Source organism: Stenotrophomonas sp. YJH_SMC_138, from assembly GCF_059369855.1.
Map to the genome: position 1 here is coordinate 594,207 of NZ_JCAFTB010000002.1, position 25,213 is coordinate 619,419.

Annotated in this window: 26 protein-coding genes and 1 tRNA gene; 23 read left to right on the forward strand and 4 right to left on the reverse strand. The window is 66.4% G+C overall.

The features are described from left to right. Nucleotides 1-18 precede the first annotated feature (18 nt). Together ispF and truD are read left to right on the forward strand one after the other, a co-directional pair. Complete coding sequence (ispF, locus tag AC5P7I_RS07930) at nucleotides 19-516, forward strand: 2-C-methyl-D-erythritol 2,4-cyclodiphosphate synthase (protein ID WP_014646702.1); 498 nt, start codon at nucleotides 19-21, stop codon at nucleotides 514-516. Continuing rightward, nucleotides 513-1,544: a tRNA pseudouridine(13) synthase TruD gene (truD, locus tag AC5P7I_RS07935; RefSeq protein ID WP_049405814.1), complete on the forward strand. Its 1,032-nt coding sequence runs from the start codon at nucleotides 513-515 to the stop codon at nucleotides 1,542-1,544. The genes ispF and truD overlap by 4 nt, the downstream gene beginning before the upstream one ends. Before the next feature lie 69 nt (nucleotides 1,545-1,613). Here truD and AC5P7I_RS07940 read toward each other — a convergent pair whose 3' ends face one another. Further along, nucleotides 1,614-2,153 (reverse strand): Smr/MutS family protein, encoded by a 540-nt coding sequence (locus AC5P7I_RS07940; RefSeq protein ID WP_032959185.1) that lies wholly within the window; start codon nucleotides 2,151-2,153, stop codon nucleotides 1,614-1,616. Nucleotides 2,154-2,362: 209 nt separating this feature from the next. Here AC5P7I_RS07940 and surE point away from each other — a divergent pair, with 209 nt between their 5' ends. From surE to AC5P7I_RS07965, 5 genes are all read left to right on the forward strand, one after another. Continuing rightward, on the forward strand, nucleotides 2,363-3,142 hold the full coding sequence (surE, locus tag AC5P7I_RS07945) for a 5'/3'-nucleotidase SurE (RefSeq protein WP_032959183.1): 780 nt from the start codon (nucleotides 2,363-2,365) through the stop codon (nucleotides 3,140-3,142). Further along, nucleotides 3,139-3,816: a protein-L-isoaspartate(D-aspartate) O-methyltransferase gene (locus AC5P7I_RS07950; RefSeq protein ID WP_014646706.1), complete on the forward strand. Its 678-nt coding sequence runs from the start codon at nucleotides 3,139-3,141 to the stop codon at nucleotides 3,814-3,816. Before surE ends, AC5P7I_RS07950 begins: the two co-directional genes overlap by 4 nt. 18 nt (nucleotides 3,817-3,834) lie before the next feature. Further along, a complete protein-coding gene (locus tag AC5P7I_RS07955; protein WP_014646707.1) occupies nucleotides 3,835-4,449 on the forward strand; it encodes a YqaA family protein in 615 nt (204 codons plus the stop codon). After that, nucleotides 4,446-5,231: a peptidoglycan DD-metalloendopeptidase family protein gene (locus tag AC5P7I_RS07960; protein WP_046429908.1), complete on the forward strand. Its 786-nt coding sequence runs from the start codon at nucleotides 4,446-4,448 to the stop codon at nucleotides 5,229-5,231. The genes AC5P7I_RS07955 and AC5P7I_RS07960 overlap by 4 nt, the downstream gene beginning before the upstream one ends. Before the next feature lie 337 nt (nucleotides 5,232-5,568). Then, nucleotides 5,569-6,057: a YqhG/Tai3 family protein gene (locus AC5P7I_RS07965; protein WP_126411916.1), complete on the forward strand. Its 489-nt coding sequence runs from the start codon at nucleotides 5,569-5,571 to the stop codon at nucleotides 6,055-6,057. A gap of 27 nt (nucleotides 6,058-6,084) precedes the next feature. On the opposite strand, the gene AC5P7I_RS07970 is transcribed toward AC5P7I_RS07965, so the two are convergent. Beyond that, nucleotides 6,085-6,459: an Mth938-like domain-containing protein gene (locus tag AC5P7I_RS07970; RefSeq protein ID WP_111205683.1), complete on the reverse strand. Its 375-nt coding sequence runs from the start codon at nucleotides 6,457-6,459 to the stop codon at nucleotides 6,085-6,087. A 13-nt stretch (nucleotides 6,460-6,472) separates the two neighbouring features. Continuing rightward, nucleotides 6,473-6,778 carry a ribosome assembly RNA-binding protein YhbY gene (gene yhbY, locus AC5P7I_RS07975; protein ID WP_004152868.1) on the reverse strand — a complete coding sequence of 102 codons (306 nt, stop codon included), beginning with the start codon at nucleotides 6,776-6,778 and terminating at the stop codon, nucleotides 6,473-6,475. A gap of 65 nt (nucleotides 6,779-6,843) precedes the next feature. Here yhbY and rlmE point away from each other — a divergent pair, with 65 nt between their 5' ends. From rlmE to AC5P7I_RS08050, 15 genes are all read left to right on the forward strand, one after another. Then, nucleotides 6,844-7,476 (forward strand): 23S rRNA (uridine(2552)-2'-O)-methyltransferase RlmE, encoded by a 633-nt coding sequence (gene rlmE / locus AC5P7I_RS07980; protein WP_005409014.1) that lies wholly within the window; start codon nucleotides 6,844-6,846, stop codon nucleotides 7,474-7,476. A gap of 69 nt (nucleotides 7,477-7,545) precedes the next feature. After that, nucleotides 7,546-9,480, forward strand: coding sequence for an ATP-dependent zinc metalloprotease FtsH (ftsH, locus tag AC5P7I_RS07985; protein WP_005409015.1), 1,935 nt, complete (start codon nucleotides 7,546-7,548; stop codon nucleotides 9,478-9,480). Nucleotides 9,481-9,579: 99 nt separating this feature from the next. After that, complete coding sequence (locus tag AC5P7I_RS07990) at nucleotides 9,580-9,765, forward strand: hypothetical protein (RefSeq protein WP_014646713.1); 186 nt, start codon at nucleotides 9,580-9,582, stop codon at nucleotides 9,763-9,765. A gap of 462 nt (nucleotides 9,766-10,227) precedes the next feature. Then, nucleotides 10,228-11,124 carry a dihydropteroate synthase gene (gene folP / locus AC5P7I_RS07995; RefSeq protein WP_262087213.1) on the forward strand — a complete coding sequence of 299 codons (897 nt, stop codon included), beginning with the start codon at nucleotides 10,228-10,230 and terminating at the stop codon, nucleotides 11,122-11,124. Further along, nucleotides 11,124-12,077 (forward strand): tRNA (adenosine(37)-N6)-dimethylallyltransferase MiaA, encoded by a 954-nt coding sequence (gene miaA, locus AC5P7I_RS08000; RefSeq protein WP_014646715.1) that lies wholly within the window; start codon nucleotides 11,124-11,126, stop codon nucleotides 12,075-12,077. The genes folP and miaA overlap by 1 nt, the downstream gene beginning before the upstream one ends. A 96-nt stretch (nucleotides 12,078-12,173) precedes the next feature. Beyond that, nucleotides 12,174-12,449, forward strand: a complete 276-nt coding sequence (hfq, locus tag AC5P7I_RS08005) for an RNA chaperone Hfq (protein WP_004152891.1) — start codon at nucleotides 12,174-12,176, stop codon at nucleotides 12,447-12,449. A gap of 14 nt (nucleotides 12,450-12,463) precedes the next feature. Beyond that, nucleotides 12,464-13,774 (forward strand): ribosome rescue GTPase HflX, encoded by a 1,311-nt coding sequence (gene hflX / locus AC5P7I_RS08010; RefSeq protein ID WP_049405705.1) that lies wholly within the window; start codon nucleotides 12,464-12,466, stop codon nucleotides 13,772-13,774. Nucleotides 13,775-13,893: 119 nt separating this feature from the next. Then, entirely contained in the window at nucleotides 13,894-14,388 is a 495-nt protein-coding gene (locus tag AC5P7I_RS08015; protein WP_005409020.1) for a CinA family protein, read from the forward strand. A 34-nt stretch (nucleotides 14,389-14,422) separates the two neighbouring features. Beyond that, complete coding sequence (ubiB, locus tag AC5P7I_RS08020; RefSeq protein ID WP_032962195.1) at nucleotides 14,423-16,105, forward strand: 2-polyprenylphenol 6-hydroxylase; 1,683 nt, start codon at nucleotides 14,423-14,425, stop codon at nucleotides 16,103-16,105. A gap of 210 nt (nucleotides 16,106-16,315) precedes the next feature. Further along, the gene (gene lexA, locus AC5P7I_RS08025; protein WP_032962190.1) at nucleotides 16,316-16,951 is read left to right on the forward strand and encodes a transcriptional repressor LexA; all 636 of its coding nucleotides are present in this window, start codon (nucleotides 16,316-16,318) and stop codon (nucleotides 16,949-16,951) included. Between the two features lie 204 nt (nucleotides 16,952-17,155). Further along, nucleotides 17,156-18,193, forward strand: a complete 1,038-nt coding sequence (recA, locus tag AC5P7I_RS08030; protein ID WP_005412937.1) for a recombinase RecA — start codon at nucleotides 17,156-17,158, stop codon at nucleotides 18,191-18,193. Between the two features lie 110 nt (nucleotides 18,194-18,303). Then, entirely contained in the window at nucleotides 18,304-18,795 is a 492-nt protein-coding gene (gene recX / locus AC5P7I_RS08035; RefSeq protein WP_262087218.1) for a recombination regulator RecX, read from the forward strand. A gap of 109 nt (nucleotides 18,796-18,904) precedes the next feature. Next, nucleotides 18,905-21,553, forward strand: coding sequence for an alanine--tRNA ligase (gene alaS / locus AC5P7I_RS08040; RefSeq protein WP_014646721.1), 2,649 nt, complete (start codon nucleotides 18,905-18,907; stop codon nucleotides 21,551-21,553). Nucleotides 21,554-21,700: 147 nt separating this feature from the next. Next, nucleotides 21,701-21,904: a carbon storage regulator CsrA gene (csrA, locus tag AC5P7I_RS08045; RefSeq protein WP_004152909.1), complete on the forward strand. Its 204-nt coding sequence runs from the start codon at nucleotides 21,701-21,703 to the stop codon at nucleotides 21,902-21,904. 78 nt (nucleotides 21,905-21,982) lie between these two features. Further along, nucleotides 21,983-22,075 (forward strand) — tRNA-Ser (locus AC5P7I_RS08050). Between the two features lie 59 nt (nucleotides 22,076-22,134). Here AC5P7I_RS08050 and AC5P7I_RS08055 read toward each other — a convergent pair. Further along, nucleotides 22,135-24,465 (reverse strand): TonB-dependent receptor, encoded by a 2,331-nt coding sequence (locus AC5P7I_RS08055; RefSeq protein ID WP_262087220.1) that lies wholly within the window; start codon nucleotides 24,463-24,465, stop codon nucleotides 22,135-22,137. 221 nt (nucleotides 24,466-24,686) lie between these two features. Between AC5P7I_RS08055 and AC5P7I_RS08060 the strand changes: the two genes are divergently transcribed. Next, nucleotides 24,687-25,169 (forward strand): hypothetical protein, encoded by a 483-nt coding sequence (locus tag AC5P7I_RS08060; RefSeq protein WP_014646723.1) that lies wholly within the window; start codon nucleotides 24,687-24,689, stop codon nucleotides 25,167-25,169. The last annotated feature ends 44 nt before the right edge of the window (nucleotides 25,170-25,213 follow it).

Genomic DNA, 25,213 nt, shown 5'->3' on the forward strand with positions numbered 1-25,213 from the left:
GCAGCAAGGGTTGCATCCATGAGCACCGCACCGTTCCCGCCCGTCCGCATCGGCCAGGGCTACGACGTCCATGCCTTCGGTGAAGGCGACCACATCATGCTTGGCGGAGTGAACGTGCCGCACAGCTGCGGCGTGCTTGCACACAGCGACGGCGACGTGATCCTGCACGCCCTGTGCGATGCCATGCTCGGCGCACTGGCGCTGGGCGATATCGGCCAGCATTTCCCGCCCAGTGACGACCGCTGGAAGGGGGCCGACAGCAGCGAGTTCGTGCGCCACTGCGACAGCCTGCTGCGTGAGCGCGGCTGGCGCGTCGGCAACACCGACATCACCGTGATCTGCGAGCGGCCGAAGGTCGGCCCGCATGCGCTTGCGATGCGTGAGCGCATCGGTGGGTTGCTGCAGCTGCCGCTGGACGCGGTCAGCGTCAAGGCCACCACCTCGGAGAAGCTGGGCTTCACCGGCCGTGGTGAAGGCATCGCCGCGCAGGCGGTCGTGTTGCTGGTGGCGGCATGATCCCGCTGCCGTTGGCGTTTGGTGCGCCGTTGTTGACGGCGCGCATCCGCACCACGCCGGACGATTTCCAGGTGGATGAACTGCCGGCGTTCGAGGCGAGCGGTGAAGGCGAGCATCTGCTGCTGCACATCCGCAAGCGCGGCGCCAACACCGTGCATGTGGCCAAGGTACTGGCAAAATGGGCGGGCCTGCCGGAAATGGCGGTGAGTTACGCCGGCATGAAAGACCGCCACGCGGTCACCACCCAGCGTTTCAGCGTGCACCTGCCCAAGCGCATTGCGCCGGACCTGGCCGAGTTGGCCAGTGACGAAATCGAAGTCATCGAGGCAACCTGGCACAACCGCAAGCTGCAGCGCGGCGCACTGGCCGGCAACCGCTTCAAGCTGGTGCTGCGCGAGGTGCAGGGCGATGCCGCCGCGATCAGCGAGCGCCTGCAGCAGATTGCCGCGCGCGGCCTGCCGAACTGGTTTGGTGAACAGCGTTTCGGCCGCGACGGTGGCAACGTGCCGGCTGCACTGGCGATGTTCGGTGGCCGCCGCATGCGCAAGGACCAGCGTTCGCTGCTGCTCTCTGCAGCCCGTTCGGCGCTGTTCAACCGCGTGCTGGCCGCGCGCGTGGAGCAGGGCAGCTGGGACCAGCCGCTCGATGGCGAAGTCTGGATGCTCGATGGCAGTCGCAGCGTGTTCGGCCCCGAGCCGTACACGGATGTGCTGGCCGAGCGGCTGGCGCGTTTCGACATCCATCCCAGCGCGCCGTTGTGGGGCGAAGGCGAGCTGCGCAGCACCGACGCTGCGCGTGAGCTGGAGCTGGCCGCGCTGGACGACGACGAGTCGAAGGCACTGCGGGCCGGCCTGGAAGATGCGCGCCTGAAGCAGGAGCGCCGCGCGTTGCGCCTGCGTCCGGCGCTGCTGCAGCACCAGTGGCTGGCCGACGACGTGCTGGAACTGTCGTTCGCGTTGCCGCCAGGCTGCTACGCCACCGCCGTGCTGCACGAACTCGGCCCCGTCGAAGACGCCTCGCAGGCCTGACAGAAAAAAGGGGACGGAGGGAATTAAGTCGTTTGTGGCACAAACGACTTAATTCCCTCCGTCCCCTTTTCAACGCCGCGCCAGCAGCACCAGTACCGCGCCGGTGCCGCCTTGTCCGGTCGGTGCCGAATGGAATGCCAGCACGTCGTTGCGCAGCCGCAGCAGGCGATCGACCAGGTTCTTCAGCACCGGTGCGCCGCCATCGGACTGCAGTCCCTTGCCGTGGATGATGCGCACGCAGCCGTACTCGTGTGCATGCGCTTCCAGCAGGAACTGGCGCAGCAGGGCTTCGGCCTGTGCGGCGGTGGCGCCGTGCAGATCCAGTTCGTCCTGCACCGAGTACTGGCCGCGCTTGAGGCGCTGGAACAGGCGTGGTGGCAGGTTGTCGCGGCGATAGCTGGCCACGTCGCCGGCTTCCAGTGGCGCACTGTCGCGCAGCAGCCGGGCGAACTCGCCGGCCGCTTCGGCCTCGTCACGTTCGGCCATGCGCGCGCGCGGTTTCGGCCGGGGCGCGGCAGGTGCCGGCTCGGCATCCTTGCGCAGCGGCTTCACTTCGCCGATGGCCGCACGGAACAAGGCGGCCGGATCTTCGTCATCAGGGTGCGACATGCGCACAGGGTAAACCGCCGGCGCAGGTCTGCCTATGACGGTTCGATGTCGGCCGTGACCGCTGACAGGGTAGGACCGGCGGCCCGCATGCGGCACAATAGACGATGCCCTTGCAGGGTCGACCGCTTCCGCAGGGGGGCGCGACGGTCCCGCCCACACTGCACGGTGATGGAATCGAATTCTTGGAAAATCAAGCGGTTAAATCGAAGATGCGAATCCTGGTCAGCAATGACGATGGTGTCGACGCCGCAGGCATCCGGATGCTTGCCGCGGTCCTGCGCGAGGCCGGTCACGAAGTCACGGTGGTTGCGCCCGACCGCGATCGCTCCGGCGCCAGCAACTCGCTGACCCTGGACCTGCCGATCCGGCTCAAGCGCATCGACCATTACACCGTTTCGGTGGCCGGTACGCCCACCGACTGCGTGCACCTGGCGCTGACCGGCCTGCTTGAATTCGAGCCTGACATTGTCGTGTCCGGCATCAACAACGCCGCCAATCTCGGCGACGACGTGATCTATTCCGGCACCGTCTCGGCGGCGATGGAAGGTCGCTTCCTCGGCCTGCCGGCGGTGGCGGTCTCGCTGGTCAGCCGCAACCACGATCCGAAGCACTTCGAGACCGCCGCGCGTGCTGCGGTGGAGATTGTCGCCCGGCTCAAGGCCGATCCGCTGCCGGCCGACACCATCCTCAACGTCAACGTGCCGGACCTGCCGTGGAGCGAGGTCAAGGGCTTCGAGGTCACCCGCCTCGGCAACCGCCATCGTGCCGAAGGCTGCATCGCGCAGAAGGATCCGCGCGGCAACGAGGTGTACTGGATCGGCCCTGCCGGCCGTGAGCAGGATTCCGGTCCCGGTACCGATTTCCACGCGGTGCGCACCGGCCACATCTCGATCACCCCGATCCAGGTCGACCTCACCCGCTACCAGGCGCTGGAGAAGGTCGCCAGCTGGGTCGGCGGCCTCAGCGCCGCGCTGGACCAGCCGGCATGAGCCCACGCCTGCGATTGCAGCCGGAAGCCGTCGGTATCGGCATGACCTCGCAGCGCGTGCGTGACCGCCTGGTCGACCGCCTGCGCGAAGCCGGCATCGTCGACGAGCCGACCTTGAACGCGATCCGGGTGGTGCCGCGCCATCTGTTCATCGATGAAGCCCTGGCCTCGCGTGCCTATGAAGACACCGCGCTGCCGATCGGCCATGGCCAGACCATCTCGCAGCCCTGGGTGGTTGCGCGGATGACCGAGGCAGTGCTGCAGGTCTCGCCGAAGCGGGTGCTGGAAGTCGGCACCGGTTCCGGTTACCAGGCCGCCATCCTTGGCGCGTTGGGCCTGGAGGTCTACACCGTGGAGCGCATTGGTGATCTGCTGCGCCAGGCCCGCAAGCGCTTCCGTGCGCTGGGCATGAACATCCGCACCAAGCACGACGACGGCCGCGTCGGCTGGGCCGAGCACGGCCCGTTCGATGCCATCGTGGTCACTGCGGCGGCGCCGGCACTGGTCGACGCCCTGATCGAGCAGCTGGCCGAAGGCGGCCGCCTGGTGGCGCCGGTCGGTGGCCCTGGGGCGCAGTCGCTGGTACAGCTGGACCGCAAGGCCGACGGCAGCATCGAACAACACGTGCTGGCGCCGGTCACGTTCGTGCCGCTGCTGTCTGGCATGCTCGACTAATCCACGGAGCAGGGTTGCATGAAGATTTTCGGGCCGCTGTACGAGCGGGCGATGAAGTGGGCGGCGCACGAACGCGCGCCGACCTACCTGACGGTGTTGAGCTTCTTCGAGGCGATCATCTTCCCGGTGATGCCGGAGGTGATGCTGGCGCCGATGTGCGTGGCCCAGCCCAAGCGCGGCTGGTGGTTTGCCACCCTCAGCCTGGCCGGCTCGATGGTCGGTGCGCTGGTCGGCTACGCGCTGGGTCACTACGCTTTCGAGGCGATCAAGCCGCTGTTTGAAGTGCTGGGCATGCTGCCGGCGATCGAGCAGGGCATCACCACCGTGCAGGCGAAGATGGCCGAATCGCCGTGGGCGGTGTTCACCTTCCTGGTGCTGGGCGGCTTCATGCCCATCCCGATGAAGGTCTTCACGTGGGCATCGGGTATCGTCGGCGTACCGATGCCGCAGTACCTGTTGAGCATGCTGATCGGTCGCGGCAAGCGCGTGTTCGTGCTGGCTGCGGTCATCCGTATCGGTGGTGCGCGTGCTGAAGCGGCACTGCGTCGCTGGATTGAACCGCTGGGCTGGATCGCCACCGCGTTGGTGGTGGTGCTGATCGCCTGGCTTGTATGGAGGTCGAAGTTCGCATGAGTCCTGATCGTCTGAGCAAGGGAGTGCGCATCGGCGCGCTGGCGTTGCTGGTTTCCACCCTGGCCGCCTGCGGCACCGCCACTGTGGTTCGTCCTGGTGGTGGCAGCACCGGTGGTGGTGTGACCACGCCGAAGACCTCGGTGCCCAAGCCCGGGCAGACCGTGGTGGTGCGCAAGGGCGACACCATCTATGCGCTGGCCCGCATCCATGACATCACCCCGGCCGACCTGATTGCCTGGAACAGCCTGGACAACCCCTCGACCATCCATCCGGGGCAGGTGATCCGGCTGTATCCGGCCGGTGCCAGCGGCGGCCGCGCGCCGACCACGGTGGTCACCGCGCCGCGCCCGGGCGGCAGCAGCGCCGGCAGCACGGCGCCAACTCCGGCGCCGGCCGGTCCGGTGAAGAGCAACATCGCCTGGCGCTGGCCGGCCGATGGCGCGATCGTCGGCCGCTACGTTGCCGGCGATGCGACCAAGCAGGGCGTGGACATCGCCGGTACCAGCGGCCAGCCGGTCAAGGCCACCGCCAACGGTGTAGTGGTGTACTCCGGCGCCGGCCTGGTCGGCTACGGCGAGCTGATCATCATCAAGCACAGCGACCAGTGGCTGTCGGCCTATGGCCACAACCGCAAGCGCCTGGTGAATGAAGGGCAGAGCGTGAAGGCCGGTGAGCAGATCGCCGAGATGGGCCGCACCGGTGCGAACCGCGACATGGTCCACTTCGAGATCCGCTACAACGGCAAGCCGGTCGACCCGCAGCAATACCTGCCGGCGCGCTGATCGTCGATTCATAATCCGGGCGGATCCCCGGCCCGGCGCAGCGCGCCGGGCGTTCGCCGACGGTGCGGCCCATGGGCCGCAAACACCGCCGGCTCACCCGCTACAACGGCAAGCCGGTCGACCCGCAGCAATACCTGCCGGCGCGTTGAGGTAGTGGGACGGGTGGCGCCGGGCAATGCTCGGCGTTCCCGACCTGTAGCGTCGAGCCGTGCTCGACTCACTGTACGCTGGCCGCCGTGGGTGGCCGTTTGCGACCTTGAGTGGCACATCTCAAGCTTCCCGACAAGCCAGGGAAGCGGCATGCTTCAACGGAACCAGCCTCCCGATCCGGTGCCGCATGTCTCGCCCAATAGCCCTTTTCGCGCTGCTCATCGTCGCGCCGTTGGCGACCGCCGCCAGCGATCCACGTGACGTGGTCACCCGCCTCTACGACGCCATCCAGGCGCCGCAGTCGAACGAAACGGCGATTGCTCCGCTGCTGGGTGATGCCCTCCGCTCAGCCATCGATGCGCAGCGTGCATATGAACAGGCCTGCACCGCACTGGCCGCGCCCGACGAGAAGCCGCACATGCTCGACCAGAGCCCGTATCTGTTGGCGCCGGACCGGCCGGAGACGATAACGGTGGGAGCGCCCGGATCGAGCGGTGACGCCACCTGGGTCCATGTCGACATGGCCGTGGGCGACTATCGCTGGACCGACCGGGTCCTGCTGCAGCGGCAGGGCCCGGACTGGAAGGTCATGGATATCCGCTGGGGGCAGGGTGGCAACCTGATCGGTCGGCTACAGGCGTTCTCCGCGTTCCGCTGCACACCTTCGGGCAGCTAGTGCCGGGGCGCACCCGGCGGCTCGAACTCAGCCTTCCAGGATGAAGGCGGCCGCGACCTTGCGGCCTTCGCCGGCCAGAATGTTGAAGGTGCGCGCGGCGGCCGGATTGTTCATCACCTCCAGGCCGATGCCACGCGACAGACAGGCGGCCATCACCACCGCGGGCGGGAATACCTGACGGTCTCCCGTGCCGAGCACGATCAGCGCCGGATTCAGCGCCAGGATCGGCTCCAGGTCCGCCAACTGCAGCGCGGCGGCACTTGCCACCGGCCAGTGCGTGACCAGTTGGTCCGGGGTGAGGAAGAAACTGCCGCCCAGCACCTGCTCATTCACCTTGGCCGAGCGGCCATCTGCGGCACGCAGGCTGTAGGCGTAATCCGGCGGTTCGTGGTTCAGCTGCATGACGGTAGGGCGATCAGCCGCGCGGCAGCACGATCTGGCGCTGTTCCTTGCTCGGGCGGTACAGCACGGCGACGTGGCCGATGCGCTGCACCAGCGCGCTTTCGGTGGCTTCGACGATCTCGCCGATCATCACATCACGGGCGTCGCGATCCTCTGCGGCGACCTTCACCTTGACCAGTTCGTGGCGCTCCAGCACTTCGTTCAGCTCCGCGATGAAGGCTGGGGTCACACCCTTGCCGCCGGTCTGCAGCAGGGCCTTCAGGTCGTGGGCTTGGCCGCGCAGGAAACGGGTCTGGGAGGCGGTCAGGGCGATGGACATGCAGGAAAACACGGTTGAATGGGACGATCAGGGTATCATGAGGACCCCATCAGCCCCTATTTTCAATGGCTACCCGCAGCAAAAGCAGCCAGCGCTGGCTCAAGGAACACTTCTCCGACCCCTTCGTGAAGAAGGCGCAGGCCGAGGGCATGCGCTCGCGCGCCGCCTACAAGCTCGAGGAGCTGCTCGAACGTGACCGCCTGCTGAAGCCGCACATGGTGGTGGTCGACCTTGGCGCGGCCCCCGGCGGCTGGTCTCAGCAGGTTCGGAGACAGATCGGGGACACCGGTCGTGTGCTGGCGCTGGACATCCTGGACATGCCGCCGCTGGCCGGCGTGGAGTTCCTTCATGGTGACTTCAGGGAAGAAGCCGTCCTATCGCAGTTTGAAGCCATGCTCGGGGATCAGCCGGTAGACCTTGTGCTGTCGGACATGGCCCCCAATAAGAGTGGTGTAGGCGCGGTCGACCAGCCGCGGATGATGCACTTGGCGGAGCTGGCCCTGGATTTTGCCGACAACCACCTGAAGACCGGTGGGGCGTTCCTGATCAAGCTGTTCCAAGGTGAGGGCTTTGACGACTACGTGCGCGACATGCGCCGCCGTTACGACAAGGTCTCCATCCGCAAGCCGGAGGCGTCGCGCAAGCGCTCTCCCGAGGTGTATGCCTTGGGTCAGGGAAAACGCGCCCACATGAAGTAAGCTCGCAACGTACGCAAGTTCGACCCCAACGCAACGCCAGCACTGAGAGGAACACCGGAGCCAATGAGGATGAACGACTTGACCAAGAACCTCCTGCTATGGGTGGTCGTCGCCGTCGTGCTGATGGTGGTCTTCCAGAGCTTCTCGCCGAAGTCCTCCGGGGCCGGCGCGCAGGGCGCGTCGTACTCGCAGTTCCTGGACCAGGTGGACAGCGGCAACGTGCAGAAGGTCGCCTTCGGCGGCGACATGCGCGGCGGCACCAGCCAGCTGACCTACACCACCCGCGGTGGGCAGTCGTCCACCATCACCGCGCCGTTCGATCGTGACCTGATCAACGTGCTGCGCACCAAGAACGTGGAGATCGTGCAGGAGGAGCCGTCCAGCGGCATCTCCCTGGGCGCGATCCTGATGAATTTCCTGCCGGTCATCCTGATCATCGGCTTCTGGTTGTTCATCATGCGCCAGATGCAGGGCGGTGGCGGCGGTGCCAAGGGCGCGATGTCCTTCGGCAAGTCGCGCGCCAAGCTGCAGGGCGAGGACCAGATCAAGGTCACCTTCGCCGACGTCGCCGGCTGCGACGAGGCCAAGGAAGAAGTGGGCGAGCTGGTCGACTTCCTGCGCGACCCGTCCAAGTTCACCAAGCTGGGCGGCAAGATTCCGCGCGGCGTGCTGATGGTGGGCCCGCCGGGTACCGGCAAGACGCTGCTGGCCAAGGCCATTGCCGGCGAAGCCAAGGTGCCGTTCTTCTCGATCTCCGGTTCGGACTTCGTGGAAATGTTCGTCGGCGTGGGCGCCAGCCGCGTGCGTGACATGTTCGAGCAGGCCAAGAAGCACGCCCCGTGCATCATCTTCATCGACGAAATCGATGCCGTCGGTCGCCACCGTGGCGCCGGCCTGGGCGGCGGTCATGACGAGCGCGAGCAGACCCTGAACCAGCTGCTGGTCGAGATGGACGGTTTTGAAGGCGGCGAAGGCGTGATCGTGATCGCCGCGACCAACCGTCCGGACGTGCTGGATCCGGCGCTGCTGCGTCCGGGCCGTTTCGACCGCCAGGTGGTGGTCGGCCTGCCGGACGTGAAGGGCCGCGAGCACATCCTGAAGGTCCACATGCGCAAGCTGCCGCTGGCCGACGATGTCGAGCCGATGGTGATCGCACGTGGTACCCCCGGCTTCTCCGGCGCCGACCTGGCCAACCTCTGCAACGAGGCGGCCCTGTTCGCCGCGCGCGGCAACGAGAAGGAAGTCCGCATGGACCACTTCGACCGTGCCCGCGACAAGATCCTGATGGGTGCCGAGCGCCGCTCGATGGCCATGAGCGAGGACGAGAAGACCCTGACCGCGTACCACGAAGCGGGTCACGCCATCGTCGGCCGCCTGGTGCCCGAGCACGATCCGGTCTACAAGGTCACCATCATTCCGCGCGGCCGTGCGCTGGGCGTGACGATGTACCTGCCGGAAGGCGACAAGTACTCGATGAACCGCGTGGCGATCCAGTCGCAGCTGTGCTCCCTGTACGGCGGCCGTGTCGCCGAAGAGCTGATCTTCGGCGAGGACAAGGTCACCACCGGCGCCTCCAACGACATCGAGCGCGCAACCAAGATGGCCCGCAACATGGTCACCAAGTGGGGCCTGTCGGAGCAGCTCGGCCCGATCGCCTATGGCGAAGAGGACGACGAGGTGTTCCTGGGGCGTTCGGTCACCCAGCACAAGAGCGTGTCCAACGACACGGCGCGCCGGATCGACGAGGAAGTGCGCAACATCCTCGACAAGGCCTATGCCCGCACCACCCAGCTGTTGACCGAGAACATCGACAAGCTGCATGCGATGTCGCAGCTGCTGCTGCAGTACGAGACCATCGACGCACCGCAGATCGACGCCATCATGGAAGGCCGCGATCCGCCGCCGCCGGCGGGCTGGAGCAAGTCGAACAAGGACGGTGGCAACGACAAGGGCGGCGACGCCCGCCCGCTGCCGCCGATCGCAGGCCCGGCCGAATCGCATTGACGGCCCGCTGCACGTAACACCAGACGAGGCCGGGGAAACCCGGCCTTGTCGTTTCCGGGCCTTCGGCCCCTTCCGAACCGAACTGATGCTGGAGCCTGCATGTCCGCCCCGAAGCCTGAACCGATTTCCCACACCGCCGAAATGATCATCGCCACCGTGGTCGGCGTGGGCGTAGGGCTGGGCGCCGACAACCTGCTGCTGGGCTGCGTGGTGGGCATCGGTGTCGGCATCGTGCTGAGCATCGCCAGAACCCTGTACGTGGACCGCAAGCGCCGCCGCCGTTGAGGGGTGTCCGCAGGGCTGCGCCCTGCACCCGCGGTAGTGCCGGCCGCTGGCCGGCAACCTCAGCAGCAACAGCTGCATTCCGCGATTTGGTGGGGCGGTGTCGGAGGGCGGGGACGCCGTGAACCCATCCATGGGGGCTTGGCAGCCGCATCCATACGGCTGACACCCCGCCCTCCGACACCGCCCCACCTCTGACAGATTCCGGCCGCTGTTGGTAGGTGTCGACCTTGGTCGACACGGTAGATCCACGCCATGCGTGGATGAATCTCTGTCAGATATCGAATCAATTCGGGGTCAGATCCGTTTTCCGTAGGAAAACGGATCTGACCCCACGCCATCCCTCAGTACACCTGCTGTTGCTTCGGCTGTTGCTTCAGCTGTTGCTGTAGCCCGGGCCTCTGCGGGTGCAGGGCGCCGCCCTGCCGAACTAAACTACCCGCCGTCGTCCCTGCAGGATTGCCCATGTTCGATACCTCGCCCCAGCTCGATTGCGCCGGCCGCATCCTGCGCCTGGACCGTGCCCGGGTCATGGGCATCGTCAACGTCACCCCGGACTCCTTCTCCGATGGCGGCGCGCATGACACCACCGAGGCTGCGGTCGCCCACGGCCTGAAGCTGGTCGAGGAGGGCGCCGACCTGCTCGATATCGGCGGCGAATCGACCCGCCCGGGCGCTGCGCCGGTATCGGTCGAGGAGGAGCTGCGCCGGGTGATTCCGGTGATCGAGCAGCTGGCCGCCCGCACCCGGGTGCCGATCAGCATCGATACCTTCAAGCCGGAGGTGATGCGCGCGGCGGTGGCCGCTGGCGCCGGCATGATCAACGACATCTTCGCCCTGCGCCAGGGCGGTGCGCTTGAAGCTGCCGCCGAAAGCGGCGTGCCGGTGGTGCTGATGCACATGCAGGGCGAGCCGGGCCACATGCAGGCCGATCCGCACTACGACGACGTGGTCGCCGAGGTGCATGGTTTCCTGGTGCAGCGCCTGTTCGCTGCCGAGATGGCGGGCATTGCGAAGAAGAACCTGCTGATCGACCTTGGTTTTGGCTTCGGCAAGAGCACCGCCCACAACATGACCCTGCTGGCGCGTTCGGAGCGCTTCCTGGAACTGGGGGTGCCGGTGCTGGCCGGCCTGTCACGCAAGCGCAGCCTGGGAGAACTCACTGGCCGCGACACGCCCTCCGAACGCGTGGCGGCTTCGGTGGCCGCGCACCTGATCGCGGTCCAACGTGGCGCGCGCATCGTGCGCGTGCATGACGTGGCGGCCACCGTCGATGCGCTGAAGATCTGGCAGGCAGTGGAGGCCGTGCCGACGCCGCGTGCCGACGCTGCGCGGACGATCCGCTGGCCGGACGAAGACTGATGGGCGTCGATCGGCGGCCGCTGGCGATCGCCGTGATGGGGCCGACCGCCAGTGGCAAGACCGCCACCGCAATCGCTTTGGCACAGCAACTGGACGGCGAAATCGTCAGCGTCGATTCGGCGCTGGTATACCGCCACCTGGACATCGGCTCGGCCAAGCCTGATGCGGCCGAGCGTGCACAGGCGCCGCACCATCTGCTGGACCTGCGCGATCCCTGGCAGACCTATTCGGCGGCCGAGTTCGCCGCCGATGCCGGCCGGGTCGTGGCCGACATCGTGGCACGCGGCAAAACGCCGATCCTGGCAGGTGGCACGGGGCTGTACTTCCGGGCCCTGCTGCAGGGCCTGTCGCCGATGCCGGAGGCCGACCCGGTGATGCGCGAAGCACTCAGCACCGAGGCGGCCGAGCGGGGCTGGGCGGCATTGCACGCAGAGCTGGCCGAGGTCGATCCGGCCGCCGCCGCACGCATCCATGCCACCGACCCGCAACGCATCCAGCGGGCACTGGAGGTCTATCGCCTGACCGGCACGCCCATCACTGAATGGCAGCGCCGTCCGGGCGTGGCGCCGCTGCCGGTGCGCACCCTCAAGCTGATCCTGGCCCCGCGTGACCGCGCGGTACTGCACCAGCGCATCGAGGCGCGCTTCGACACCATGCTGGCGCAGGGCTTCCTGGACGAAGTGCGGGCACTGCGCGCGATGCCGGAAATGGCCGCCGTGGAGGCCCCGTTGGACCTGCCGGCGGTGCGTGCGGTCGGCTATCGCCAGGCCTGGGAGTACCTGGACGGGGAGGGTGATGCCGCCCGTTTCCGTGACAAGGCGATCTTCGCCACCCGCCAGCTGGCCAAGCGCCAGCTGACGTGGCTGCGCGGCGAGCTTGATGCGCGCTGGTTCGACCCCCATATCGACCAGGAGCGCCTTGCCGGCGCGGTGTCGGCCTTCGTCGCACGCTGAACCCCCGCCAGCCGTGTAACATCATCGGTCGGCGGGCGGCTCGGGGGCCGTGGCAACCGTCGGCAACCCAATAAGAACAATAATCAGGAGTGTGCAATGTCCAAGGGGCAATCGCTGCAGGATCCTTTCTTGAACGCACTGCGGCGCGAGCGCGTGCCGGTTTCGGTGTACCTGGTGAACGGCATCAAGCTGCAGGGCACGATCGAGTCGTTCGACCAGTTCGTGGTCCTGCTGCGCAACACGGTCAGTCAGATGGTCTACAAGCACGCCATTTCCACGGTGGTTCCGGCACGCAACGTGAAGGTCGGTCCGGGCGGTGGTTACGTGCAGTCGGGTGAAGGTGGTCAGGCAGGTGATGAAGCAGACGAGTAATACCGGAGCGGTGAATGTTTGACCGCTCGAAAAAGGGCGAGCACGCCCTGTTGATCCAGCCCCATTTCGGCAAGCTGGAAGACGATGTGCTGGAAGAGTTCGGTGATCTGGCCCGCTCGGCTGGGGCCAGCATCGCCGCGACGATCACCGCGCGCCTGGACCGTCCGAATCCGTCAACCCTGATCGGCAGCGGCAAGCTGGACGAGATCAAGGCCGCGGCCGATGCCAGTGGCGCCGACCTGATCCTGGTCAACCATGCGCTGAGCCCGGGTCAGGAGCGCAACCTGGAACGCTTCCTCGAGCGCCGGGTGATCGACCGCACCGGTCTGATCCTGGACATCTTTGCCCAGCGTGCACACAGCCACGAGGGCAAGCTGCAGGTCGAGCTGGCGCAGCTGCGTCACCTGGCCACGCGATTGGTGCGCGGCTGGACTCATCTGGAGCGCCAGCGCGGCGGTTCGATCGGCCTGCGTGGCCCGGGTGAAACCCAGCTGGAAACCGACCGCCGCCTGTTGCAGAAGCGGGTCGAGCAGCTGCAGAAGCGCCTGGAGAAGGTTGAAGTGCAGCGCACCCAGATGCGCCGTGCGCGTGTGCGCAGCGAGCTGCCGCGCGTGGCCCTGGTGGGCTACACCAACGCCGGCAAATCGACCCTGTTCAACGCCATGACCGGCGCCGAGGCCTATGCCGCCGACCAGCTGTTCGCCACGCTGGACCCGACCGTGCGCCGCATCGCGGTCCCGGGCGGCAGCGTGGTGCTGGCCGACACCGTCGGTTTCGTCCGCGACCTGCCGCATGATCTGGTCGCCGCGTTCCGCTCGACGCTGTCCGAGGCACGCGAGGCCGATTTCCTGCTGCATGTGGTCGACGCCGCCGATCCGCACCGCGAGGAGCGCATCGCCCAGGTGGACGAGGTGCTGACCGCGGTCGGTGCCGGTGACCTGCCGCAGCTGCTGGTGTTCAACAAGATCGACCGCATCGACGGTGCCGACGTCCGCCACGATGGCCAGGATGGCGTGCCCGACGAGTCGCGTCGTGAACGTGTCTGGATTTCCGCGCGTGACGGGCAGGGCCTTGAGCTGCTGCAGGCAGTGCTGGGCAAGCGCCTGGGCCTGCAGCACGTGACCGGTGAATTGCGCCTGCCGCCGGATGCCGGCCGCCTGCGTGCGCGCCTGCACCAGCTGGAAGTGATCCGCAGCGAACAGGCCGATGAAGAGGGCTGGCTGCTGCAGGTGGACCTGCCGATTGCCGAAGCCGAGAAGCTGGCCGCCAGTGCCGATGGCGCGCCGATCCGGGCGCTGCTGCCGGAGAAACTGCCGGAGTGGTGAGCTAGCGGCCCATGGCTGGTAGTGCCGGCCGCTGGCCGGCAACGCAATCGTGCCGGAGGGGCGCGACATCCGGCTGTCATCTGCGGTACAACGGGGTTCTTCACCCCACCGTCATGCCGATGTCCATCCCCACCGACGCCGATCTCAATGCCCAGTCCGCCGCGCTCGGGCAGCGCCTGCAACAGGCCTCGCTGCAGCTGGTCACGGCCGAAAGCTGCAGTGGCGGCTGGATCGCCAAGTGCATGACCGACATCGCCGGTTCTTCGGCGTTCTTCGACTGCGGCATGGTGGTCTACAGCTATGAAGCCAAGCAGCGCCTGCTGGGCGTGCGTGCGCAGACGCTGGAACAGTTCGGCGCGGTCAGTCGCGAAACCGTTCTGGAGATGGTGTCCGGTGCGCTGGTCAATTCCGGTGCCGGCATCGCCGTGGCGGTGACCGGTATCGCCGGCCCCGGCGGTGGCAGTCCGGACAAGCCAGTCGGCAGTGTCTGGATCGGCTGGAAGCGCCGCGGTGGCTACGCCCGCGCCGAGCTGTTCCAGTTCGATGGCGACCGCGAAGCCATCCGCCGGCAAACCGTGGCGGCGGCATTGCGCGGTATCGACGCCCAGCTGTGACATGCTGCTCCGGTAACCGTCCGGAGCACGCATGATGTGGGAAACGCTGGGCACGGTCCGTGACCTGGGCCGACTGCAGGAAATCGCCGTTGTCCTGATCCGCTACGGCTTCGGCGACGTGGTTCGGCGCATCGGCCTGGCCAGCACGCTGGAGCGGGCAGGGCGCCTGTTGCACTGGAACGAGGACCGGCAGGAGCTGCTGCGGATGACCGCACCGGTGCGCGTGCGCAGTGCGATGCAGGATCTTGGCCCGACCTTCGTCAAGCTTGGCCAGGTGCTGGCAACGCGCGTCGACCTGTTGCCGCCGGAGTGGATTGCCGAGCTGTCCGAACTGCAGAACGCGGTGCCGGCCCTGCCGTACGCCGAGATCCGCGGGCAGCTCGAAGCCGACCTGGGCGCGTCGCCGGCGGAGGTATTCGCCTTCCTTGACGAAACCCCGATGGCCGCCGCCTCGCTGGCGCAGGCCCATCGCGCGCGGCTGCATGATGGTCGTGAGGTGGTGCTGAAGGTGCGGCGTCCCGGCATCCGCGACGTGGTCGAGGCCGACCTGCGGCTGCTGGCGCGGCTGGCCGAGATCGTCGAGGCCCGGTTGCCGGACCTGCGTCGCTATCGCCCGGCCGAGGTCGTGCAGCAGTTCACCGTATCGCTGCGCCGTGAGCTGGATTTTGCCGCCGAATGCCGCAATGCCGAACGCATCGCGCGCAACTTCAGCGGCCGCGACGACATACTGATTCCGAAGGTGCACTGGCAGTGGACCTGCGAGAGCCTGAACGTGCAGGACTTCGTCGACGGCATTCCCGGCCGCGATCTGGCTGGCGTCGATGCGGCGGGCCTGGACCGGCGCGAGCTGGCGCGGCGTGGTGCCGGCATCGTGCTGAAGATGGTGCTGGAGGACGGCAGCTTCCACGCCGATCCACACCCCGGCAACATCATCTACCTGCGTGACGGCCGCATCGGCGTGATCGATTTCGGCATGGTCGGTGCGCTGTCCGAAGTGCGCCGCTTCCAGGTCGCGCAACTGCTGCACGGCCTGGTCGAGCAGGACCCGCAGGGCGTGGCGGACGTGCTGCTGGACTGGGCCGGCGGCGTGGAAGTGGACGAGAACCGGCTGCAGCACGACATCAGCCAGTTCGTCGACCAGTACCGTGGCGTGCCGCTGAAGGATCTGCGCATCGGCCTGATGCTGGGCGACATCACCCAGCTGCTGCGCAGCTACAGCCTGACCCTGCCGGCCGACCTGGCACTGATGATCAAGGCCTTCCTGACCCTGGAAGGCATGGGCCGGCAGCTGGATCCGGATTTCGACATGGCCAGCGCCGCCCGCCCGTTCCTGGAGCGTGTGGTGCTGCAGCGTTATGCGCCCAGGGCGCTGCTCAAGCGCGGCCGGCGCAGCCTGTTGGGCCTGGTCGACTTCGCCGGCGAGTTGCCGCGCGACCTGCGCAAGCTGGTCCAGGCGGCGCGCCGTGGGCGCCTCCAGCTGAAGGTGGAGACCACCGCGCTGCAGGGCTTTGGCGAGCAGGTGAACCGGGCCGCGAACCGACTGGTGGTGGGCGTGATCACGGCCGCGCTGATCATCGGCTCGTCGATCGTGATGCACAGCGTCGGCGGGGTTTCCAGCCGCTGGTTGCTGGCGCTGGGCGTGTGCGGATTCATCGGCGCCGGCTTCTGCGGCGTATGGATCCTGGTTTCGATATGGAGAAGCGGTAAGCACACGTAGGCAGGTGCACGAAGTGCGCCTGTTGCGGTTCCACAGGAACCGCAGAATCGTGCAGCGATTCCTGTAGAGCCGAGCCATGCTCGGCTGCTCTTGCCTGGGTCGGCCCCGTCATTCGCGCGACTGCCAAGCGTGCCTCGGCCCAACAAGCCCGCACCACCCCGATCGCCCCGGCACTTGCAGTCGTGCATATTAGTAGTAATACTACTAACCATGGACCTGACCGACACCCAGCAGGCGATCCTGCAGTTGATCGCCGAGCGTATCGAGAGCGAAGGCGCACCGCCGTCGCAGACTGAAATCGCACGCGCATTCGGCTTCAAGGGCGTGCGCGCGGCCCAGTACCACCTGGAAGCCCTGGAGCAGGCCGGTGCGATCCGTCGCATCCCGGGTCAGGCCCGCGGCATCCGCCTGGTGCAGGCACCGCCGGTCGAGAAGCTGGCCGAGCCGGGCCTGGCCGACAGCGTGCTGCGCCTGCCGGTGCTGGGCCGGGTTGCGGCCGGCCTGCCGATCGGCGCCGACATCGGCTCGGACGATTTCGTGGTGCTGGACCGGGTGTTCTTCTCGCCGGCGCCGGACTACCTGCTGAAGGTGCAGGGCGACTCGATGATCGATGAGGGCATCTTCGACGGTGACCTGATCGGCGTGCACCGCACCCGCGACGCCCATTCCGGGCAGATCGTGGTGGCCCGCATCGATGACGAGATCACGGTCAAGCTGCTGAAGATCGCCAAGGATCGCATCCGCCTGCTGCCGCGCAATCCCGACTACAAGCCGATCGAGGTGCTGCCGGATCAGGACTTCGCGATCGAGGGCCTCTATTGCGGCCTGTTGCGGCCCAACCGTTGATCCGTTCCGTAGCGCATTACCCCGCGGTCTTTTGTGGCGATTCTCTGGTTCCACTGAGGTTGGTACGGATGTCCGATAATTCTTTTCAGAGCGCCGGGCAGAATCTCAGCCTGTGCGATACGTCCGACTTAAAGTGAGCCCATGGCAAAGAAGACCCCCAAAGACAGCACCTCCAACGACACGACCTCTGCAAGGACCAATCCGATGGACGAGAACAAGAAGCGCGCCCTCGCTGCAGCTCTGGGCCAGATCGAAAAGCAGTTCGGCAAGGGCTCGGTGATGCGCATGGGCGACCGCGTGGTCGAGCCCGTCGAAGCCATCCCGACCGGTTCGCTGATGCTCGACATCGCGCTGGGCATTGGTGGTCTGCCAAAGGGCCGTGTCGTTGAGATCTACGGGCCGGAATCCTCGGGCAAGACCACCTTGACCCTGCAGGCCATCGCCGAATGCCAGAAGATGGGCGGCACCGCGGCCTTCATCGACGCCGAGCACGCGCTGGACCCGATCTACGCCGCCAAGCTGGGCGTGAACGTGGACGACCTGCTGCTGTCGCAGCCGGACACCGGTGAGCAGGCGCTGGAAATCGCCGACATGCTGGTCCGTTCGGGTTCGGTGGACATCCTGGTGATCGACTCGGTTGCCGCGCTGACCCCGAAGGCCGAAATCGAAGGCGAGATGGGCGACCAGCTGCCAGGCCTGCAGGCCCGCCTGATGAGCCAGGCGCTGCGCAAGCTGACCGGCAACATCAAGCGCTCCAACACCCTGGTGATCTTCATCAACCAGCTGCGCATGAAGATCGGCGTGATGATGCCGGGCCAGAGCCCGGAAACCACCACCGGTGGCAACGCGCTCAAGTTCTACGCCTCGGTCCGCCTGGACATCCGCCGTATCGGCGCGATCAAGAAGGGTGACGAGATCATCGGTAACCAGACCAAGATCAAGGTCGTCAAGAACAAGCTGGCACCTCCGTTCAAGCAGGTCATCACCGAAATCCTGTATGGCGAAGGCATCAGCCGTGAAGGCGAGCTGATCGACATGGGTGTGGATGCCAAGCTGGTGGAGAAGGCTGGCGCCTGGTACAGCTACGGTGAAGAACGCATTGGCCAGGGCAAGGACAACGCCCGCGGCTACCTGCGCGACAACCCGACTGTCGCCGCCAAGCTCGAGGCCGAGCTGCGCGAGAAATTCCAGCCGGCCGAAGCGGCCCGCGAGGAAGGCGACGACGAAGGCGAAGACGAATAAGGCTTGCTGTGGGGCAGGGTGGCGCCGTCAGTGACGTCGCCCTGTCCCGCAGGTTCGAATCGCCCAGGGATGGGCTGGGCGCCACGGATGGCGCCACCCTTGGAGTACCCATGTCCGACGCCGAAGACATTCCGACCGGCCGCAAGCGCCGGCCGCGTGAGCAGACCCCCGTGCAACGGGCGTTGGGCCTGCTGGTCCGCCGCGAGCACTCGCGCAAGGAACTCACCCGCAAGCTGACCTCCCGTGGCATCGAAGACGAAGCCGCGCAGGCCGCTGTCGCCAAGTTGACCGAGGCCGGCTGGCAGGACGACACCCGTTTTGCCGAGAACCTGGTGAGGATGCGCGCCAACACCGGTTATGGGCCGATCCATGTCCGCGCCGAGCTGGGGACCCATGGCCTGGACAGTGCCGCGGTTGCCGCAGCGATGGACAGCTACGAAGGCGACTGGCAGGAAAACGCCCGTGATCTGGTCCGCCGACGCTTTGGCGAGGCCGGCCCGCAGGACCTGACGCAGCGGCGCAAGGCTGCCGATCTGCTGGCCCGGCGGGGCTTCGACGGCGACAGCATCCGCCGCGCGACCCGTTACGACCCGGATGACTGAGACTGGCGGCGCCGGGCCTGATACCCTTTAGGTTTTCGGCGGTCCCTCGCGACCCTGGCCAACGCGGCCGGTGGTCCGGGTCCGCCGGCCCGCAGACTGCCAGCCCCCAATGAACGCATCCGCCAAATTCACGACATCCCAGATCCGCAGCGACTTCCTTGAATTCTTCAAGGGTAAAGGCCACACCATCGTGCCGTCGGCGCCGCTGGTGCCGGGCAATGATCCGACCCTGCTGTTCACCAACTCCGGCATGGTGCAGTTCAAGGACGTGTTCCTTGGCGCGGAAAAGCGCAGCTACGTGCGCGCGGCCGACGTGCAGCGCTGCCTGCGCGCGGGCGGCAAGCACAACGACCTCGACCAGGTTGGCTACACCGCGCGCCACCACACTTTCTTCGAAATGCTGGGCAACTGGTCGTTCGGCGACTACTTCAAGAAGGACGCGATCGCCTGGGCCTGGGAGCTGCTGACCCAGGTCTGGAAGCTGCCGGCCGAACGCCTGCTGGTCACCGTGTACCAGACCGACGACGAAGCCTACGAACTGTGGCGCGACATGGTCGGCGTTCCGGAAGAGCGCATCGTACGCATCGGCGACAACAAGGGCGCGCCGTTCGCTTCGGACAACTTCTGGCAGATGGCCGACACCGGCCCGTGCGGCCCGTGCACCGAGATCTTCTACGACCACGGTGATCATATTGCCGGTGGTCCCCCGGGTTCCCCGGACGAAGACGGCGACCGTTTCATCGAGATCTGGAACCTGGTGTTCATGCAGTTCGACCGCCAGCCCGACGGCACCCTGGTGCCGCTGCCGGCGCCGTGCGTGGATACCGGCATGGGCCTGGAGCGCCTGGCGGCGATCCTGCAGCACGTGCACACCAACTATGAGATCGACCTGTTCCAGGCGCTGATCCGCAAGGCTTCCGAGCTGACCGGCACCGCCGACCTGGAGAACAAGTCGCTGCGCGTGATTGCCGACCACATCCGTGCCTGTTCGTTCCTGATCGTCGATGGCGTGCTGCCGTCCAACGAAGGCCGCGGTTACGTGCTGCGCCGTATCATCCGCCGCGCCCTGCGCCATGGCTGGATGCTGGGTGTGCGCCAGCCGTTCTTCAGCAAGCTGGTGCCGACCCTGGTCGAGCAGATGGGCGAGGCCTATCCAGAGCTGCCGGCGGCGGTGGACACCGTCACCCGTGCGCTGCAGGCCGAAGAAGAGCGTTTCGCCGAAACCCTCGACGCCGGCATGAAGATCTTCGAGGACGTGGCCGGCAAGGCCAGCAATGGCGTGATCCCGGGCGTTGACGCGTTCCGCCTGTACGACACTTATGGCTTCCCGCTCGACCTGACCCAGGACATTGCCCGTGAGCGCGACCTGACCGTCGACATCGCCGGCTTCGATGCCGCGATGGAACAGCAGCGCGAAACCGCACGGGCGGCCGGCAAGTTCGGCGGCGGCGTGACCCTGCCGGCCGAGCTGGTGGCAACGCTGAGCCCGACCCTGTTCCTGGGCTATGACCGCCTGCAGGCCGACGGCCTGAGCGTGCTGGCCCTGCTCAAGGACGGTCGTCCGGTGCAGTCGGCCGATGCCGGTGATTCGGTCATCGTCATCACCAACCAGACCCCGTTCTATGCCGAATCCGGCGGCCAGGTCGGTGACACCGGCGTGCTGGCTGGCAACGGCGTGCGCCTGGCGGTGGAGGACACCCAGAAGTTCGCCGGCCAGTTCCATGGCCACGTCGGCACCTTGTCCGAAGGCGGCCTGAAGGTCGGCGATGTGCTGTCCGGCCAGGTCGATGGCGAGCGCCGTGGCGCCACCATCCTCAACCACTCGGCCACCCACCTGCTGCACGCCGCGCTGCGCGAAGTGCTGGGCACCCACGTGCAGCAGAAGGGCTCGCTGGTCGCGCCGGACCGCCTGCGTTTCGACTTCTCGCACTTCCAGCCGATCAGCGCGGAAGAGCTGGCGGTGATCGAGCGCAAGGTCAATCAGCAGGTGCGTGCCAACAACGCCGCTGAAGTGCACACCATGGCCATGCAGGAAGCGCTGGACTTCGGCGCGATGGCCCTGTTCGGCGAGAAGTACGGTGAGCACGTGCGCGTGCTGAAGATGGGTGACTACTCCACCGAGCTGTGCGGTGGCACCCACGTCAACCGTACCGGCGACATCGGTCTGTTCAAGATCACCTCCGAGGGCGGTGTTTCCGCCGGCGTGCGCCGCATCGAGGCGGTTACCGGCCAGGGCGCCCTGGACTACGTGGACGCCGAAGAGGCCCGCTTGGCCGAGGCCGCTGAACTGCTCGGTGGCAGCGCTGCCGACGTGGTCGAGAAGATCCGTGCCCTCGGCCAGCGCCAGAAGCAGCTGGAACGCGAACTGGAGGCCGTGAAGGCCAAGGTCGCGGCCGGTGCCACGGCCGACCTGTCCGGCCAGGCCGTCGAGGTCGCCGGCGTGAAGGTGCTGGCTGCCCGCCTGGAGGGCTTCGACGCCAAGGCCCTGCGTGACGCCATGGACCGCCTGAAGCAGCAGCTGGGCGACGCGGTGATCGTGCTGGCCGGTGCCCAGGACGGCAAGGCCGCCCTGGTCGCGGGTGTGAACGGCAGCGCAATGGGCAAAGTCAAGGCCGGGGAACTGTTGTCCCATATCGCCGGTCAGATCGGGGGCAAGGGCGGCGGACGCCCGGACCTCGCCCAGGGTGGTGGCGAGGACGGGCCCGCCCTTGCCACTGCGCTGGCTGCAGTCGTCGAATGGGTCAGCCCCCGCCTGTGATGAACCCTGCCGTCCCCCTCCTTGTAGGAGCGGGACGGCTGACGGTACCATTGCGAATCTTTTCCCTTTGTCGTGGTAGCGCTTCTTGACGGAGCGTCAAGCCGGTGGGGGATACCCTTCCACACGGTTCCATGGAGACTTACAAAAATGTTGATCCTGACTCGCCGCGTCGGCGAAACCCTGATGATCGGTGACTCGGTGAGCGTCACCGTGCTTGGCGTCAAGGGTAACCAGGTGCGTATCGGCATCACTGCGCCGAAGGACGTCGCTGTGCATCGCGAAGAGATCTACCAGCGCATCCAGCGTGGTGATGAAGCCGGTGGCACCGGTAGCGAAAATTCTGCCGAATAACGCTTTACCTTCGCACTCGATTAACGTTATGATTCACGCCCCGCTGAGGTGCAACGCACCAGACGCGGAGAATACCCCGGAGTGATGCCCGAGTGGCCGAAGGGGCTCCCCTGCTAAGGGAGTATAGGGTCAAAAGCTCTATCGAGGGTTCGAATCCCTCTCACTCCGCCAGATACAAAGACGCGCCTGCAGATCCTCGATCTGCATGCGTTTTTCTTTACGGCCGGCCTTCAGAGCCGTATCGTCACGCCGACCTGGAAGCCCCGCCCCGGCAGGGGCGCGATGTACTTCAGCGGCGAGTTGTGCGGCCGCGCTTCTTCATTGAGCAGGTTGCTGCCATTGACGAACACTTCCACGCCTGCGATGTAGCTGTTGCGCACTGGAAGTTCGCGGCTGACCTGCAGGTCGACCAGGTTGAATGCGTCGAGCGGAATTTCCTCACTGACATTGCGACCCAGGTACTTCTGCGCGTCGTAGTAGGTGCTGGACAGTTGTGCCTTCCAGCCTTCGCGCTGCCACTGCAGGTTGGCGCCGTAGCGGTTGGTCGGCATGTTCGGCAGATACTCGCCGTCGTTGTGGGCGCGCAGCGAATCCGGGTGGTCGGCCTTGTTCTTCACCAGGTCGGCGAAGGCGGAGACGTTCAACGTGCCATAGCGGCCCAGGTCCAATGCCTGCGACGCGTCGATCTCGAAGCCCTTCACCGTGGTGTCGGTCTGCTTCCAGTACTTCAGCGGCAGGCGGTTGGCGGTCTGCAGGCCGGAATAGCCGAGATAGAGGTAGTTCTCGTACCGCATCCGGTACGCGGTGGCGGACAGCTCGAAACCGCCGAGGTGGAACAGGCCGGTCAGTTCCAGGTTCTTCGCGCGCTCCGGTTCCAGGTTCTGGTTGCCTTCTTCCTGTGTCATCACCGAATAGTGCGCGTTGCTGGCATACAGCTCGTTGATCTCCGGGGCGCGCTGTGAGGATGAGTAACGGACCTTGGCCGCGAACCAGGGGCCGAGCTCGACGTACGAGCCGAGGCTGTAGCTGTTGAGCCGGAAGTCGCGGTCCTGCAGTTTCGTGTTGGCGGCATTGCGCGCGGTCTTGAAGCGGCTGGGCTGTAGTGCGTGGTCGACCCGTTCGTGGCGTACGCCAGCATCGAAGGTAACCCAGCCGACGTCCACCGTTTCCTTCAGGAATACCGCATTGCTGCGGGTGTCCACGTCCGGCAGGTAGCGCTGCGAGCCGCTGCCGCTGACATCACGCGACTGGTGGCTGAAACCGACCAGGCCGCTGAGCGGGCCGACGCGTTGATGGCTGAGCAGCAACTCGGCCTGGGTGCTCTCGAAATCGTAGTCGTTGGCCCTCGTGGTACCCAGTCGCTCGCCTGAAGTGTTGTCCAGCCTGGACACGCGGAGTTCCGCGCGCTCGAACCACGGCAGCGGATCACGCAGCAGGGCTTCCAGCGCGTAGCGCTGCTGCTTGATCACCACGCCCACCGGCAGGCCATCGGCATGGTTGGAACCGAACGACAGGTTCTGCATCGAGAAGCCCGGCACGCCGTACTCGCTGTCCTTGGCATCGATGCTGACACCGACGTAGCCGCGGTCAAAGAACAGGGTCGAGCCGAAGGCCACCTGCAAGTTGCGCGCATGGCTGTTGCCCAGCCGATGATGGTAGTCGGGCGTCACATCATTGTTGATCTGCTTCTGCACGTATGACGGCGTGCCGGCGACATAGGCAGGATTGACCGGGTTGATATAGGTGCGGCGCTGCCAGACCGAGGTCGGGTTGTTGGTGTAGAACGAGAATTCACCATCGGCCCAGTCAGGATTCTCGGTCATGAACTGGTCGATGTAAGGCTGCGAGGCCTTGTTGTAGATCTGCTGTACGCGTGCTTCCTTCTGGCAGCTGTCGGCCAGCGCCGAGTTGACGCCGCCGGTCGGCGGGAACAGTCGGGTGTTGCAGACACGGGCCTTGCTGTTGCCGGGGATGTCGTAGTGCGAGATGCGCTGGCGCGAGACCTGCAGGTTGGTCGAGAGGTTGCGCTGGTTGTTGAAGTTCATGCGGAAGCCCTGCGCATCGGCGGCATTGAAGCCCTTGCGCAGGACCAGTTCCATCGACTGGTCCTTGTCTTCCATGCTGCGCGAGATCAGGCCCGAATCGATCTCCACGCTGCCGCCGATCGCATTGCCGCCATAGCGCACCGTGTCCGAGGACTTGTTGACGGTGACGCTGCGCACGAACAGTGGATCGAACGGAATGTTGATGTCGCCGCTGATCGCGTTCATGCCGAGGACGGACTGGCCGTCCTGCAGGATCTGCACGCGGTTGCCGCTGAGGCTGCGGATGACCGGGGCGCCTGCGTTCGGCCCGAAAGCACTGTTCTGCACGCCGGAGACGTGTTCGAGCAGGCCGCCGAGGGTGCGGTTCTGCGCCTGCGGATTGTCGACGGTGACCCGGCTGTCGATGCGCGAGGGCTGGGAGGCCTGGACCTGGAGGGTGGGGAGGGTGGGTTCGTCCGCGGCCTGGGCGGTGTGGACGGCGAACAGAATGGCAGCAGCAAGCAGGTGGCGACGCATGGCAGGACTCGTGAAGGCGAAGTGAAATGTTATAACGTAACTCTTTGTATCGGCAAGGACGGATGAGACCTTGCCGCCAGACCGAAATCGCGGGGGCGCGAATGAGGTTGCCGCGTGTTCAGCGCCCCGCCTTGCGCCGGGCGCCGATGCTGTGCACGATCCGAGGCGCTGCGACCCACAACGCGTCACGCAGAATCTTCTTCACTGGAACGGAGCAACGTATGAAGCTGTTGTCCGCTGTGTTGTTGTCTGCGCTTTCACTCCCCGCCGTTCCGGCGCTGGCAGTGGAGACTTCGCCTTCCCCCCTGCTGGGGCGCTGGTCGCTGGATATCGCCACGTCTGCGCTACCCGAAGCGCAGCGCCCGAAGCACGTGGTGCTCGAGTTCAAGGACGCCGGTGGTGGCCGCTGGAGCTCGCACGTGGACATCGTCCTGCACGACGGCAAGACCATGAAATCCGACGGCACGCTGGCCCTGGATGGCACGCCCGGCGCCCTGTCCGGCACCTATGGCGCGGACAAGGCCAACCTGAAACTGCCTGCACCGAACACGCTGGTGATGCAGCTGGTGGACCATGGCACGCCGGCCTCCACCCGCATCTACACCGTGGCGGATGACCAGGCGACGATGACCGAGACCAAGGCGTTCTACGGTCATGACGGCACGCCGATCCTGCAGACCAACCTGTTCAAGCGCATGCCGTAGCGATGCTGCATTCACCACGCCCGCAGGGCAGGCGTGGTGAATGC

Coding starts and splice junctions, on each gene's coding strand:
- hfq (WP_004152891.1), top strand. CDS start 12,174: ATGTCCAAGGGGCAATCGCTGCAGGATCCTTTCTTGAACGCACTGCGG.
- alaS (WP_014646721.1), top strand. CDS start 18,905: ATGAACGCATCCGCCAAATTCACGACATCCCAGATCCGCAGCGACTTC.
- ubiB (WP_032962195.1), top strand. CDS start 14,423: ATGTGGGAAACGCTGGGCACGGTCCGTGACCTGGGCCGACTGCAGGAA.
- AC5P7I_RS08015 (WP_005409020.1), top strand. CDS start 13,894: ATGTCCATCCCCACCGACGCCGATCTCAATGCCCAGTCCGCCGCGCTC.
- yhbY (WP_004152868.1), bottom strand. CDS start 6,778: ATGTCCATCGCCCTGACCGCCTCCCAGACCCGTTTCCTGCGCGGCCAA.
- ispF (WP_014646702.1), top strand. CDS start 19: ATGAGCACCGCACCGTTCCCGCCCGTCCGCATCGGCCAGGGCTACGAC.
- surE (WP_032959183.1), top strand. CDS start 2,363: ATGCGAATCCTGGTCAGCAATGACGATGGTGTCGACGCCGCAGGCATC.
- AC5P7I_RS07990 (WP_014646713.1), top strand. CDS start 9,580: ATGTCCGCCCCGAAGCCTGAACCGATTTCCCACACCGCCGAAATGATC.
- AC5P7I_RS07970 (WP_111205683.1), bottom strand. CDS start 6,459: ATGCAGCTGAACCACGAACCGCCGGATTACGCCTACAGCCTGCGTGCC.
- recX (WP_262087218.1), top strand. CDS start 18,304: ATGTCCGACGCCGAAGACATTCCGACCGGCCGCAAGCGCCGGCCGCGT.
- lexA (WP_032962190.1), top strand. CDS start 16,316: ATGGACCTGACCGACACCCAGCAGGCGATCCTGCAGTTGATCGCCGAG.
- miaA (WP_014646715.1), top strand. CDS start 11,124: ATGGGCGTCGATCGGCGGCCGCTGGCGATCGCCGTGATGGGGCCGACC.
- AC5P7I_RS07950 (WP_014646706.1), top strand. CDS start 3,139: ATGAGCCCACGCCTGCGATTGCAGCCGGAAGCCGTCGGTATCGGCATG.
- AC5P7I_RS07955 (WP_014646707.1), top strand. CDS start 3,835: ATGAAGATTTTCGGGCCGCTGTACGAGCGGGCGATGAAGTGGGCGGCG.
- AC5P7I_RS07960 (WP_046429908.1), top strand. CDS start 4,446: ATGAGTCCTGATCGTCTGAGCAAGGGAGTGCGCATCGGCGCGCTGGCG.
- truD (WP_049405814.1), top strand. CDS start 513: ATGATCCCGCTGCCGTTGGCGTTTGGTGCGCCGTTGTTGACGGCGCGC.
- AC5P7I_RS07965 (WP_126411916.1), top strand. CDS start 5,569: ATGTCTCGCCCAATAGCCCTTTTCGCGCTGCTCATCGTCGCGCCGTTG.
- rlmE (WP_005409014.1), top strand. CDS start 6,844: ATGGCTACCCGCAGCAAAAGCAGCCAGCGCTGGCTCAAGGAACACTTC.
- AC5P7I_RS08055 (WP_262087220.1), bottom strand. CDS start 24,465: ATGCGTCGCCACCTGCTTGCTGCTGCCATTCTGTTCGCCGTCCACACC.
- folP (WP_262087213.1), top strand. CDS start 10,228: ATGTTCGATACCTCGCCCCAGCTCGATTGCGCCGGCCGCATCCTGCGC.
- ftsH (WP_005409015.1), top strand. CDS start 7,546: ATGAACGACTTGACCAAGAACCTCCTGCTATGGGTGGTCGTCGCCGTC.
- csrA (WP_004152909.1), top strand. CDS start 21,701: ATGTTGATCCTGACTCGCCGCGTCGGCGAAACCCTGATGATCGGTGAC.
- recA (WP_005412937.1), top strand. CDS start 17,156: ATGGACGAGAACAAGAAGCGCGCCCTCGCTGCAGCTCTGGGCCAGATC.
- AC5P7I_RS08060 (WP_014646723.1), top strand. CDS start 24,687: ATGAAGCTGTTGTCCGCTGTGTTGTTGTCTGCGCTTTCACTCCCCGCC.
- AC5P7I_RS07940 (WP_032959185.1), bottom strand. CDS start 2,153: ATGTCGCACCCTGATGACGAAGATCCGGCCGCCTTGTTCCGTGCGGCC.
- hflX (WP_049405705.1), top strand. CDS start 12,464: ATGTTTGACCGCTCGAAAAAGGGCGAGCACGCCCTGTTGATCCAGCCC.